At 63.0% G+C, this 13,438-nt stretch carries 12 protein-coding genes; 2 read left to right on the top strand and 10 right to left on the bottom strand.

Annotation, left to right across the window (positions count from 1 at the left end):
• Nucleotides 1–48 precede the first annotated feature (48 nt).
• Entirely contained in the window at nucleotides 49–759 is a 711-nt protein-coding gene (locus SH809_04290) for a hypothetical protein (GenBank protein MDZ4698906.1), read from the bottom strand.
• Nucleotides 760–965: 206 nt separating this feature from the next.
• Between SH809_04290 and SH809_04295 the strand changes: the two genes are divergently transcribed.
• Complete coding sequence (locus SH809_04295) at nucleotides 966–2,159, top strand: histidine kinase (protein ID MDZ4698907.1); 1,194 nt, start codon at nucleotides 966–968, stop codon at nucleotides 2,157–2,159.
• 5 nt (nucleotides 2,160–2,164) lie between these two features.
• On the top strand, nucleotides 2,165–3,013 hold the full coding sequence (locus tag SH809_04300; protein MDZ4698908.1) for a LytTR family DNA-binding domain-containing protein: 849 nt from the start codon (nucleotides 2,165–2,167) through the stop codon (nucleotides 3,011–3,013).
• Between the two features lie 213 nt (nucleotides 3,014–3,226).
• On the opposite strand, the gene SH809_04305 is transcribed toward SH809_04300, so the two are convergent.
• The 9 genes from SH809_04305 to SH809_04345 all read right to left on the bottom strand — a co-directional run bounded on the left by SH809_04305 (nucleotide 3,227) and on the right by SH809_04345 (nucleotide 13,315).
• Nucleotides 3,227–3,604 carry a hypothetical protein gene (locus tag SH809_04305; GenBank protein ID MDZ4698909.1) on the bottom strand — a complete coding sequence of 126 codons (378 nt, stop codon included), beginning with the start codon at nucleotides 3,602–3,604 and terminating at the stop codon, nucleotides 3,227–3,229.
• A gap of 471 nt (nucleotides 3,605–4,075) precedes the next feature.
• Entirely contained in the window at nucleotides 4,076–5,068 is a 993-nt protein-coding gene (locus SH809_04310) for a cobalamin-independent methionine synthase II family protein (GenBank protein MDZ4698910.1), read from the bottom strand.
• A 205-nt stretch (nucleotides 5,069–5,273) separates the two neighbouring features.
• Nucleotides 5,274–6,161: a carbohydrate ABC transporter permease gene (locus SH809_04315; GenBank protein MDZ4698911.1), complete on the bottom strand. Its 888-nt coding sequence runs from the start codon at nucleotides 6,159–6,161 to the stop codon at nucleotides 5,274–5,276.
• Nucleotides 6,158–7,039 carry a sugar ABC transporter permease gene (locus tag SH809_04320; GenBank protein ID MDZ4698912.1) on the bottom strand — a complete coding sequence of 294 codons (882 nt, stop codon included), beginning with the start codon at nucleotides 7,037–7,039 and terminating at the stop codon, nucleotides 6,158–6,160. The genes SH809_04315 and SH809_04320 overlap by 4 nt, the downstream gene beginning before the upstream one ends.
• Nucleotides 7,040–7,162: 123 nt before the next feature.
• The gene (locus SH809_04325; GenBank protein MDZ4698913.1) at nucleotides 7,163–8,575 is read right to left on the bottom strand and encodes a TolC family protein; all 1,413 of its coding nucleotides are present in this window, start codon (nucleotides 8,573–8,575) and stop codon (nucleotides 7,163–7,165) included.
• Between the two features lie 238 nt (nucleotides 8,576–8,813).
• Complete coding sequence (locus SH809_04330; protein MDZ4698914.1) at nucleotides 8,814–10,151, bottom strand: ABC transporter permease; 1,338 nt, start codon at nucleotides 10,149–10,151, stop codon at nucleotides 8,814–8,816.
• 12 nt (nucleotides 10,152–10,163) lie between these two features.
• Nucleotides 10,164–11,423 (bottom strand): hypothetical protein, encoded by a 1,260-nt coding sequence (locus tag SH809_04335; GenBank protein MDZ4698915.1) that lies wholly within the window; start codon nucleotides 11,421–11,423, stop codon nucleotides 10,164–10,166.
• A gap of 174 nt (nucleotides 11,424–11,597) precedes the next feature.
• Nucleotides 11,598–12,029 carry a hypothetical protein gene (locus tag SH809_04340; GenBank protein ID MDZ4698916.1) on the bottom strand — a complete coding sequence of 144 codons (432 nt, stop codon included), beginning with the start codon at nucleotides 12,027–12,029 and terminating at the stop codon, nucleotides 11,598–11,600.
• A 38-nt stretch (nucleotides 12,030–12,067) separates the two neighbouring features.
• Complete coding sequence (locus tag SH809_04345) at nucleotides 12,068–13,315, bottom strand: ethylbenzene dehydrogenase-related protein (protein MDZ4698917.1); 1,248 nt, start codon at nucleotides 13,313–13,315, stop codon at nucleotides 12,068–12,070.
• Nucleotides 13,316–13,438 lie beyond the last annotated feature (123 nt).

A 13,438-nucleotide genomic window follows, 5' to 3' on the forward strand; every position in this document is an offset into this window, starting at 1 on the left:
GCAGCCAGTCACCCCGGAGGTTATCCGGGGTGACTGGCTGCCGGTCGATTACATCGCGAAGCAGTAGAAATACCCGTTCCCGCCGGTGCCTACCAGGTTTTCCTGGCTGCAGCCGCGGGAGCCGTGGGCGGCGTTCCAGGACGTCGGGTTGTCGCCGCCGCCGACGCGGTCGTGGTGGCCGACCTGGGCGCTGCCTTCGCCGTTGCTGGTCCAGTTGCCGCAGGTGTGGTCGCCTTCGGCGAAAACCGTCCCGTCGAGCTGCGAGCCGGTGATGATGTCGTGCTGGTTCGGCGTATCGCCGCGGCCATTAACCATCATCCCTTTTTCGGTGAGCGAGTTCTCTTTGCTCAGCTTGTTGTTTTCGCTGTGGAGGTCCGCCACGCTCGTCGCCACGACGACGCTTTTGACATTCATCCACGGGCCGGCTCCTATGCGGTCGCGGGCGTTGACGGCCGGCTGGCCGTCGGCGGCGTGGGCGCTGAGGTAGGCATGCCAGGTTTTGTCGCCCGCACCGGCGGCGGCGGCGAGCGTCTGGCATTGGGCGTCGGCGCCGGCGAGGCCGCCGAGGTTGGCGCCGTCACCCGAGCCGACGCTGGTGATGAAGAACCCCATGTCGGCGGGGTTGAGATCGGACACCTCGGCCACGGTCGTGGACGGCGTCGTTTCGGATGCGGCGGGGGTCCGCGCTTCGCCGCAGGCCTGGAGTATGCCGGCGAGGAGGAGCAGGGCGATTGGGAAATACGAGTGTGTTCGGTTCATTGTTCGTACGGTTGAGTGATAGAGAGCGAAACCATTGGTTCAAGATAGGCATGTCCGAAATAGTGTGCAGGATTTCGGTTTGGATCGCACGTCGTTCCGCATTTGTGCCGTTCGTCCCTGTGAAGAGGCCATCCAGCACATGGGCGGCTCATTTGCCGGAGGGCCGGTGTATATACCGCATGCATGCCCGATTCTGAATGACCACCATGACCCGTACATCTTCCCCACCCCCGCGACCTGCGATCGCGCCGACGCTATCTACGCGCTGGCGCTGGATAGAGGGGGGATTGCTCGTGCTTTTCTGGGGGACATTCGCCCTGCTCGCCATCGGGCGCGAGGCCTTTAATCCGCACTTCGGCGGATCGAGCGGGCTGCACGAGGGGGAGGCATTATACATGTTTTTGGAAAACATGGTTTGGGCGTCTATGACGCCGGTGGTGTTCTGGATCAGTACTCGACTCTTTCCGGACCGGATCGGCTGGTTGCGAACAATCCTCGGCGCCGCCGGCACGGGCGTGACGATGGCCATCGTGGTGGATATGATCGACCATATGTTGTGGAACGGGATCGTCGCCGGCCGGCAGGATCGCCCGTTATCCATCGTCTACATCCTCAGCAATTTTCATTTCCTGACCGAATTTTTTGTCTATACGGTCGTACTCATCGCCGGCTACGCGCGGGCCTACTTCCTCCGCTCGCAGGAACACCTCAAGGAAGCCATCCAGCTCCGCGTGGATGCGGCCCGTCTCCAGACGCACCTCGCCGAGGCCCGCCTGCGCGCCCTCCGAATGCAGATCAATCCGCACTTTTTGTTTAATACGCTCCACGTGATTTCCGACCATTTCGAGGAAGATCCCCGCGCCGCGCGGCGGATGATCGCCCGTCTGAGCGAAATCCTTCGTTACACGTTCGAAGGGACGGAGACCCGTGAGGTGCCCCTCTCCAACGAGCTTCGGTTTCTGGATGGGTACCTTGATATCCAGCGGTTCCGCTTCGAGGATCGCCTCGCGGTTAACCTGGACATCGCGCCGGAGGCCATGGAGGCGCTTGTGCCCACCCTCATCCTTCAACCCCTTGTCGAAAACGCCATCAAACATGGCGTCAGCCAGATCGAAGGCCCGGGCGTGATCACGATTCGCGCCTGGCGGGACGACGAGCAGCTGCATTTGCGTGTCGCCGACAACGGGCCAGGGGTGACGAAGCGAGAAGACAACGGCGGGCGCGGCGCATCCGGCGGTATTGGACTGCGTAACACGCGGGAGCGCCTTGAAACTTTGTACGGGACGCGCCAGCAGTTCACCGCCGAGTCCGCACCCGGCGGAGGGTTTGTCGCCCGCATCGTGTTGCCCTATCACACCAGCAGCGACTACTTTTTGGAGTCGGCGGATGAGGACGAATGATCCCTATGCACGAAGTTACCCCTTCCGCACCGCATACACCCCCCCGCCCGACGATCCGTGTGCTGGTCGTAGACGACGAGCCGGGCGCCCGCCGGCGGGTAGAGCGCCTCATCAAACGCGAGGCAGACGTCATCCTGGTCGACAGCGTGGGCACGGGCCGCGAAGCGCTGGCGGCAATTGCCGAGCACACCCCGGATCTCGTATTTCTGGATGTTCAGATGCCGATGATGACCGGCATCGAAGTCGTGCGCAACCTGCCGGCGGATCGTGCGCCGGCGATCATCTTCGTTACCGCGTTCGACCAGTACGCCGTCAAAGCCTTCGAGCTGGCCGCGCTCGACTATCTCCTCAAGCCCTTTGACGACGAGCGCTTCGAACAAGCCCTGGCGCGGGCGAGGAAGGCGCTTTCGGGATCGGAGGAGGGTCGGTTGGCCGAAAAGCTGGCGGCCATGTTGCAGGCCTTCGAGGGCGCGGCCAGGCGACCGGCGCCGCCGCGGTACATGGAGCGCATCGCCGTCGAGCTCCGCGGCCAGCTCCGCATCGTGCCCGTCGAGCAGATCGATTACATCAACGCGAGCGGCAACTACGCGTATCTCAACGTAGGCGAAGAAAAGCTGCTCGTCCGCGAGCAGATGCAGGTGCTCGAGGAGCGCCTGCCGCCCGACATCTTCTTCCGCATCCACCGCAGCTCGATCGTCCGCCTGAACGAGATCGAGCGCCTGATCAGCAATCCGGGCGGCGACTACGCCGTGCGGCTTCGCAGCGGCATGCTTCTCAAGGTGAGTCGCAACCGATGGGGCGAACTCGGGCTCCGGCTCGGCATCCAGTCCGCCGCCGGCGACGGGGCCGTTTGAGCGCCATCGCGTCCCCGTGCGTCTCAGCGCCCCCCGTGCCGTTTGTCCCCGGCCGCTTCTCCCCCCTTATCGTCCTTAATGCCCTATCGCAGCGAACGCCCCCGACCCGACCATCAACCGGTTCGACTACAACCTGAAGTGGAATAACCTGACCGAAACCGGCGGGCTGGTCGTGTCGGAAAACGTCAAGATCCAGCTTGAGCTGGCGTTGGATCAGGTGGCGACGGCTGGGCAGTAAGCGCGATGTAGCCGAATTGGGAGACACGTGGTGAGGAAATGACGGCGCCGGCCGGCGTGCGCAACCTCGCCCCGGTGGGCGGCGGCTTCGGCGGCATCCTGTGGGGTAGCGCCGGCCTGCCACCAGACGATCGCCTCGGGCGTGGTGGTTAGAGGCTTTGGCGGGGGGCAATCGCCGGCCGTCGGCAAGGTGATCGATACCCAGGTGTCGTACACCGTCCCGCTCGCCCTCGGGGTGTTCGACGAGGTCCACGCCCCGCACGCCGCCCGGCTCCTCGCCGAGAGCGTGAGGCGCGAAAACACCGACGACAGCGGGGCCAGCCGGCCGGCGTATTCGCTCATGACAGGCTTCATCGGGACGGCCTGGATCAGCAAGGCGCAGTCCGACCACAGCTACGGCGAGGCCGCCTACCGCCTCCTTCAGCAGACTTCCTACCCGTCCTGGCTCTACCCCGTGGCCCAGGGCGCGACGACGATCTGGGAGCGGACGGGGGATGGGGTGGTCCGTACTCCGCCGGGGCGTCGGCTGCCCGTGGCATCCCACGTAGAGACGCTCCGGTGGAGCGTCTCAGGGAGGTTGTGTCTTGCGGAATACCTCTTGATAACCACCGCCCACGGAGACGCCCCACCGGGGCGTCTCTACGACTTTTATGTTAAGGGGGCGCGTCGTCTGACGCCGTTTGTCATGCCCGATAAGAAAGCCCGGAGCAGCTGGGCTATGGGTCTCGGGATGACTTTAGTAAACGCTGGCTGCATTCATCAGACGAGCGAATACAACCCCTCGCCAACCCACTTTTCACTTTTCACTTTTCACTTTCCACTTTCTCACTTCCCCTCAAACAAATCTCTTCCTTTCACCAGCGCCCGCATCTTCGCGTCGGCGATGGAGCGTTTGAGCATCCAGAAGCCGCAGTCGGGGTGGACGTACCGGATGCGCTCCACGCCGGCGGCCTTCGCGGCGGCTTCGATCCGCCGGGCGACGAGTTCGGGGGTCTCGACGACGGTGGTTTTGATGTCGATCACGCCGATTCCGAGGCCGATTTCGGGGCGGATGTCGCGGAGATGCTGGAGTTCAGACTCGCCGCGAAAGGCGAATTCGAGCACCATGTGGTCGGTGCGCAGGCGGTTGATGTAGGCGATGAGGGTCTCCCAGTGACCCTTTTGAATCGACTGACCGCCGTAATTCCCGAAGCACAGGTGCACAGCCGGCTTCGTAGGGATGGCATCCAGCATGACATTCAGCGCGCTCGCGGCCCACTCGGCCTCCTCGGGGGAGCCGGTGATGTTGGCTTCGTCGAGCTGGACGATATCGGCGTCGATCTCGCGGAGCTGCGCGGCGAGTACCCCGGCGAGGGCGTGGGCCAGCTCGGGGACGTCGGCGTACTGCCGATCGAGCAGGGTCTTCGCCAGCATGTGCGGGCCGGTGACGGTGAACTTGAGCGGCGCCGTCGTCAGCCGGCGGACGCGCCGGTAGTCGTCCACCAGGTTCAGCATCCCCTCGCCCAGCGGGCCCTCGACGACAGCGGCCGGCCGGGTCCGGAAGCCCATCCCCTTGATCTTCCGAAAATCCTCCACATCCCGCCGCGTCACCCGGCTGCGGATGCCCTCCAGCGGGTTGACGAAGTACTCGATCATCCCGTTCGTCTCGGGGTGGTTGATGTCGAACCGGTACAACTCGCCGTCGGCGACGACGTCGATGCCGGCGAGCTCCTGCGTTTTGAGCACGACGCTGGTGGCGTCTTCAAGCGCCTGCCGGCTCGGGGCGGCCACGAGCCAGTCGAGGATGGGGTAACTGCCGACGACGGTGGTTTGGATCACAGGTGCTGTTTGTCTGAATGATATAAAAATAGGATCATCAGAAACTGGTGATATTTGCCTGTTTCTTAAATATCAAGTCATCCCCGCGCAGGCGGGGACCCAGAAAAAGCCAGTCTGACGGCTGGATTACTTCGTAAGTCGCTTCGCTCGTTTCCCGCCTTCGCGGGGATGACCAATCCTTGGTCTTTGAAATCTCACGTGTTTCTCACCCCTTCAGCCCGCTCAGCGTGACGCCTCGGATGAACTGGCGCTGCATGAGCAGGAAGAAGACGACGACGGGGGCGACGGCCACGGTGGCGGCGGCCATCATCTTGACGTAGTCCGGGTTGTTGATGTCGGAAAAGCCGAGGATGCCCACTTCGACCGGCTTCAGCAGTTCCGAGTTGATGACGATCAGTGGCCAGAGGAAGTCGCTCCACGACCACATGAACAGGAAAATGCTGTACGCGGCGAGCGTCGGGCGGATGAGGGGGAGGACGACGCTCCAGTAGCTCCGGAAGAGGCCGCACCCATCGATTCGGGCGGCGTCGAGCAACTCGTCCGGGATGCCCTTGATCGTCTGCCGGAAGAGGAAGATGCCGAACGGCTCCATCAGCCCGACGGCCGCGACGGCCCAGTAGGTATCTACCCAGCCGAATTGGACCATCATCTCGTAGAGGGTGAGCATCTTGATCTGGAACGGGACCATCATGGTGGCGATGATGCTCCAGAATAGAAGATTCCGGCCCCGAAAGCGTGTTTTGGCAAACAGGAAGCCGGCGAGCGAACAAAAGAACAATCCGGGTAGGATCTTGAGCCCGGTATAAACCGCGCTGTTCAGGAAATACCGCAGCATCGGCCGCTCGGTGAACACGGCGCGGTAGTTCTCCCACGTGAGCGGGTCTGGCCAGAGACTGCGGAGGACGGCCAGCAGCTCGCGCGGGGTGTCGAAAAACGCCTCGGCGTTGGCCGGCGTCTTCAGCGAACTCAGCGCCATCCACACCAGCGGCCCGACCATGACAAGACTGCCCAGAATGAGCAGGGCGTGGACCAGTACATCCACGAGGGGGGATTTCCGCCGGACGGCGCCGGCTGTCGTGGGGCGTGTGTTCATCGTTCCGCCCCCACCCGCCACTGGATGGCCGCCAGCAGTCCGACGATGATCAACAAGACAACAGACGCCGCCGAGGCGTAGCCCATCTCATCGTACTGGATACCCTGCTCGTAGATGTGGTAGACCACCGTCCGCGTGGCATTCAGCGGGCCGCCCTGCGTCATGGCCAGGACGGTCGTGAACACCTGAAACGAGCGGATGACGGCGGTGATACAGACCAGCAGCACGATGGGGCGGAGCTGCGGGAGGGTGATGAACAGGAAATCCTGCCACTCGTTCGCCCCGTCGAGGCTGGAGGCCTCGTAATACGACTCCGGGATCGCTTGCAGAGCCGCCGAAAACAGCACCAGGTCGAACCCGATGTTTTTCCAGACGGTGAGCGCCACCAGCGCCGGCAACGCCAGGTCCTCGCTCAGCAGCCAGGCCTGCGGATTGAACCCGAACCAGGTCAACACGAAGTTGAACAACCCGTTGGAGGCATACAGCCACCGCCACACCATCGTGGTGGCCAGCAGGGAGACGACCACCGGGATAAAAAAGAGCGTCCGGTAATACCGCGCCCAGCGGCCCGTCCGCTCCACGAGGATCGCAAAGAGTAACGCCAGCACCACACCGAAACCCACCGCCGAGGCCACGAACACCAGCGTATTGCCCAGGGCCGAAACAAACAGCGGGTCTTGAAACTGGCGCACGTAGTTGGCCAGGCCCACGAACGGCGTATCCCGCCTCAACAACCCGTAGTCGAAAAAGCTGATGTAGATGCTTTTTAGGATCGGGTAGTACTGAAACAGCGCGAAATACACCAGGACTGGCAGCAGCCACCACACGGGCGCGTGCCGTTCGGCGCTGCTCGACGGGCCGTAAACCAGCCGCCTCATCGGACTATCCTCCACCGAGACGAGTACATGCGCGGGGATACCTCATGCAACAAAAGGCATAAATAACGAGCTTCCATCCAGGGACTCAAGGACGGAAGGGCTTTTAATATCGCGGTATCGGATTTAAAACGAAAGGGGCGTTTTCAGGCTCAGATCAATCATGGTCAGCCGCTGGACGGTGAAATAGGAGCTCCAGAAGCGGCGCAGGGTCTGGATATACGACCGGTTCGCGGCGTCCTTTTCGTTCTGGGCATTGAAGAGGTCGGTGATGTCGATGTTGCCCACGAGATACCGGTTGCGCGCCACTTCGAACCGGCGCGTGGCGATGGTGTCCGCCTGGGCGGCCACCTCCACCTGCCGGCGGAGCAGCTGAAGCTGCAGGGTCTCAAAGTACACGGCCTGGTCCAACTCCTCCCGCTGCAGATCGCTGGCCTCCTCCGCCCGCCGGCGAGCGGCCAGGGCAGACTGGATACGGGCGCGCGACTGGCCCCACTGGAAGATGGGCACCTGGAAGCCAAGGTTAAACTGCTGCCGGTCTAGCGGATCGGTGTAGACACGGCTCAGATCCGTGGTGCTCTGGTTCAAGCCGTAGCTGGCGGACACGTCGATCGCGAACACGTTCCGCCTCGCCTGTTCGAGCAGGCGTTCCGCCTCCAGCTCGTCCAGCTCTGCCTGTAACGCCGCCGGCTGCCGCTGCCGCGCTTGATCCACCGCCTCCTCCGGCGTGGTGGTGATCTCAGGCAACTGCATCGGCGGGATAAGCTCTATCGTCTGCCCCGGCTCCATACGCAACGCGATCCGAAGCTCCTGGACGGCGCGTTGGTGGTTGATTTCGGCATTGTCCCGCGCCGTCCGCGCGTTGATGAGTTGGAGTTCGCTCTGCAGCAGGTCGTTCTCGGCGATCCGGCCGATGTCGAAGCGCCCTTGCGAGAGCACGAAGATCGTGTCGTTGACGGCCACGTTGAACACGGCGATCTCGATATCCTGTTGGGCCTCGAACACATCGAAATACCGGTTTGCCACCTCCCAGGCAATGGTCGCCATGTCCTCCGTGAAGGCCCGTTCGGCCACTTCGAGGCGTAGTGGCTCCAGCCGGCGCTGCCACTTCAACGCATTGTACTGAAAAAGCGGTTGATCGAGCGATACCAACAACGGGGCCGCCTGCCACTGGTTGGACCCGAACCCGCCGGTCTGGGTGATCCGGCTGAGCCCGGATGACACCCGTATACTGCCGCCGGTGAGCGGAATCGGCTGGCTGAGTGCGAGGCTCATGGAGGAAAACGTGCGCTGCTGCTGGATGTAGCGCAGCGAGCCGTCGTCCAGGTCCAGGCTGGTAAGCGAGCGGAGGTACCCCGGCGCGTTGCCGTTGAGCGACAACGCCGGCAACAACTCGGCCCGCGTCGCCCGATAGTCCCACTCGGCGATATCGCGGTCGTACCGCGCAATCCGGGCATCCGGCCCCTGCACCTGCCCGCGCGCGATGGCCTCGTCGAGCGTCAGGCTCACGGCCGGCTGGGCGAGGGTCGGGGCCGCCATGCCGGCGATTATAAACAGCATCAGCGCGAACGCCAGCCCCCCTGGAACAGGTAGCCGCGCACCGCCCTTGTCATCCCCGCGCAGGCGGGGAACCAGTCTGCTATCCGGTTGGCTGGATCCCCGCTTTCGCGGGGATGACGACCTATTTAGGGCCGAGGTAGACACATGAAGCGCGATTCGTTGCATAATGAAAGAAATAAATAAATGGGCGCACTGCCGTACGCCCCAACCTGCCAACCTACTCGTGTCGCAACGCATCCACGGGGTCGTGTTCGGCGGCGCGTCGGGCCGGCAGGAAGCCAAACACCAGGCCGACCGTCACGGCCACGACAAACGCCAGCAGCACGGAAAAGAGGGAGACGATGGTCTCGATCCCCGTCGCCTGTTCGATCCCGAAGCTGATCGACAATCCCACCAGAATCCCGATCACGCCCCCGCTGAAGCTCAGCGCCATGGCCTCGATCAGAAACTGCATGTGCACGTCCTGCCGCGTCGCGCCAAGCGAGCGCCGGATGCCGATTTCCTTGATCCGCTCCATCACGGAAGCGAGCATGATGTTCATGATGCCGATGCCACCCACCACGAGGCTGATCGAGGCGATGGCGGCGAGCACGATGTTGAAGAGGTTCTGCGTGCGCTGCTCCTGCTCCAGCAGCATCTCGGGTATCGTCACCTCGTAATCCACCACCCCGTAGTGCCGGCGCTCCAGCATCCGAGTAATGACTTCCGCAACGGGCTGGACGAACTCCGACCCCTCCACCCCCACCACCAGCCGATCCAGCTGATGGTAGTTTTCGGAGGTCGGCGCCACTCCCTGCTGCTGTTCCTGCTGCGCCTGCAGGATCTCCTGCCCCGTCACCTGCGCGCGGTTCTCGAAGCGGAGCAGCATCGTCGTGATGGGCGTGTAGATGTCCAGGTCGTAGTTGCGAATCCCGAGCCGCTCGATACTCTTGGCGTCGATGTTGCGCTCCTTCAACACCCCGATCACCGTGAGCCACAGCTGACCGCACTTGATCCGGTTGCCGATCGCCTCCTCCTTGGCAAAAAACTTGGTCTTCACATCCTGCCCGATGATGGCCACCGAGGCATTGGACCGCATGTGCTCCTCGCTGAAAAACTGCCCCTGGGCGAGTTCGAATCCGCTTGTCGCAAAGAAGGCGTTCTCCACACCCACCAGCTTGGTCGTCCTCCGGAAGCCGGGCCGTAGCGCGACGGTTTCGACGACGATCTCGGGGTTCACGGTGGCCACCTGCGGTACAAGCGCGCGGATACTCGCCGCGTCGGCCAGCGTGAGCCCCGGCGAATACGGTTGTTTTTCGGTGAGATCGACGTTGCCTTCGTCCTCAACCGCGCCTTCTTGCTGCTGGACGATCGGGGTGATGATAATGTTATTGGCCCCGAGCAGCCGGATCTGATCCAGGATCTCCTGCCGCGCCCCGCTCCCGATGGCGAGCATCGCGATCACCGATCCCACGCCAAAGATGATGCCCAGCGACGTCAGCAACGCCCGCAATTTATTGTAGGCGATCGCTTCGATGGCGATGTTAAAATTGTAGGTAAGTTTTTCGAACAGCATGACGGCCCGGCGTTATTCCCCCGAGACCGTCTGAAGCCGGGCGACGGGCGCCTCGTCCGCCGTCGCCGGCGCGGAGAGCAGCACCTGATCGTCCAGCGAAAGGCCGGCTTCCACCACAACTTCATTCTCATTCAACACCCCCAGCCGCACCTCGCGCCGCGCGGTCCGCACCCCCTCCTTCACATAGACAAAGGTCAACGAATCGGCCGTGTGCACGGCCTCCAGCGGGATGTAGAGCGCCTCGGGCAGGTCCGACACGACAATCGTGTTGCTCGTGGTCATCGCCGGCCGCAGCGTGCTGTCGCTTTCATGGATCACGATGGCCACCTCGAACACCTTGGCGTCCGAGTTCGGCCGCTGCTCGCCGATGTTGGCCACACTCTCCACCACGCCGGTCAGCTTCTTGTCCGCATCCGCGTCGAGCCCGATGCTCACCTTCTGTCCCACACTCACCTTCTGGATATCCACCTCGTTGACATAGGTGATGGACTGCATGATGGAGAGATCCGGCAATGTAGCCACGACCGGGTTCCAGGCACTCACCGTGCTCCCGATCCGCTTCTTCGCGCCATCCCACCCGCGGTCGTAAATCACCATCCCGTTGTCGCTCGCCATCACCGTAAATTCCGCCGCGATCGATACCAGGTCGTCGTGCTGCTTCTGATTCTTCGATAACTCCGCCCCAACCTCCTGCATCTTCGCGATCGCCTGATCCACCTGCGTCACGTAGTTCTTTTTCGCCTGCGCAAACGCCCGCTCCGCCTTCTCGAAATTGATCTCCTCCTGCCGCTGCACCGACGGCGCCTCAAACGCGGCCTGCTCCTTGTTCAGCTTGGCCTCCTCCATCGCATACTGCAGATTCACCAGCTCGTCTCGCGCCTTGCTCAACGTGAGCGCGGTGTCGAGGGCTGTTTGCGTGTACAGGCTCTGCGCCTTCTGCAGGTCGATCTGCGCCGTCTGGATGTTGCTGTTTAACTCGGATTTATCCAGCTCGGCCACAAAATCGCCCTTCTGCACTACCGTCCCCTCAGGCACCAGCTGCAGGATCTTCATCTCATAGATCCGCGCCTGCCGCGCCCGGCTCGGGCCATAGATCGAAACCGAATTCTTGGCCCGCAACTCGCCGGTGGCCGTCACGGTGACGCTGAAGGGTCCCTGGGTCGGCTGGACGACCAGTTCGACGCCGGATTCGGCCGGGCGATCCCAAAGAAAACCGGCGACGACGAGGATGACGAGGCCGGCGGCGATAAACAGGGAGTTTCGGAGATTCATGACGATCGTGCAAGAATGAGCAAGATAGGCTAGGGAGAAGATACGCGGCGGACCCAAAAGTCGCCGGGTCTTCCATATCCGCTCTAACGCAAGAAGTACGCTCGGGATGCACTGCTAAATTCTTAGCATACAACTCTCCCCGCACGATGTCAACCGGGGCGTGGAAATCGCCCCTCAATCATTCTTCGCCCCCGCCTCGATCCATGCCCGCACGGCCTCGATCTGATCACTCGAAAGCGCCTCGCGGCCAAGCGGCATCCGCAGGGAACCGCCGATGAGGGCGCTCCCCTCGATTTTGGCCACGAGGTAGCTGCTGTCCGGCTCGCCCGGCTCCACCAGCAACAACCCGCGCGAGCCAACGCCCGCGACATTGACGAGGTTCTCGTAAGATGCGCCGGCGCTGAGGTCGAGCCCCATCAGGGCATTGGGCCCGACATGGCACCCCGCCACGGCGCAGCTCACATCGAATATCGATGTCTGCAGATCAGTTAGCGTGGGCGCCTCGGGCAGTGGATCGGGCTCCAGCGGGCCGGCGTGTTCGCAGTGGAGCGTGAATAGGGCGAGGACAAAGAGGGGCGCGGAACGAAACAGAAACGACTGAACCATGGCACTAGAAGACAATTTCAGAAGAGGACACCAACCGTCTACCGCACCAGCACCATCGCACGAGTTTCGGAATAGGCGCCATTGGTGAGCCGGTAGAAATAGCTCCCCGAGGCCAGGTCGCGGCTGTCGAACGGGATGCGGTACGGCCCGGGCGCGAGGCTTTCTTGGAGCAGCGTCCGAACGACGCGGCCGTGGAGGTCCAGCACGTCCAGCCGGGTGAACGCCGGCTCGGCGATCTCGACCTCGATGCTCGTGGCCCCGGTGAATGGATTCGGGTAGTTCTGCCCCAGCGCCGTCCGGCGCGGCAGCGCGTCGGAGACGGGCTCGACACTCACTCCGACAATCGCGGAGAAATCCATCGTGTACAACGTCGGATCCACGGCCGTCGCGTCGAGGGCGTGGTTGCTGCCCTGGTTGTCGAACAGTTCGTGCGCGAACTGCACGGATGCGCCCGGCACGACGGTAAAGTCCTGCGCCCCGCCGGCGTACGGCCGCTTGAACTCGACCGTCCAGACGCCGTTGCCGAATGCGCCGGCCGCCTTGACGTCCGCCACACTGCCCGACGGAATCCGCAGCACATGGCCAGGAATCTTGTCGTTTGCCGCAAAGGTCGCCCCCGCGTTAAAGGCGACGGCCTCTTCGATCTTCTTGCCGGCCTGGACACCATAGGGATCGAAGGCCGCGAGCACATCGGCGTTTTCGACGAGGAAGTTGGCGATCGCCCCGGGGTCCACGCTGGCCATGAAGCCGGGCAGACCGGTGATTTCATCCTGAGCATTCAGTAACACGGCCGTGACGCCGTCGTCGTGAATCTGGCCGGTGGCGTTCCAGTGGGTGTCGTCGGCGATGCCCATCGGGTTGGAACGCGAGGCGCGCCACTGCCACACGTCCACCATGCCGCCGTTGGTGCTCATGATCGGAAAGTGGCAGAAGGCCTGGCAGTTGGCGCCGTCGGCGCCGGTTTGCCCCATATCGAACACAAAAGCGATCCGATCTTCGTCGCCGGCTTTCGACCAGCCGGTGCCGTTGAAGTTGTACCGGCTGTGCGAGGCGTCCTCGGTCGCATCCGCCCATGAGGCCGCGACATAGAGGTAGTCGCCGTCGGCCATGGCGTTGAGTGTCACGCCGCGCGCCGTGACAAGCGGCGAAGACGCCCACTCACCCGCCGAAACGACGCCATCGAGCACCGGCGCGCCGGGCTGTACGACGAGGGTGGTGTTCTGGGCGAGGGCCGGCGTCGCCAGGGCGCCGGCGAGGAGGAAGGAAAGGATGGGTTGCCTTGTCATGATATATAAAAACGTGTTATTTGAAAAGCTCGCCGCTCGTCATCCCCAATTTGATTGGGGATCCAAGCAAGGCTGGTTGGTTGCATGGATCCCCGCTTTCGCGGGGATGACGAGGACGAAAAC

Source organism: Rhodothermales bacterium, from assembly GCA_034439735.1.
Classification (GTDB): domain Bacteria; phylum Bacteroidota; class Rhodothermia; order Rhodothermales; family JAHQVL01; genus JAWKNW01.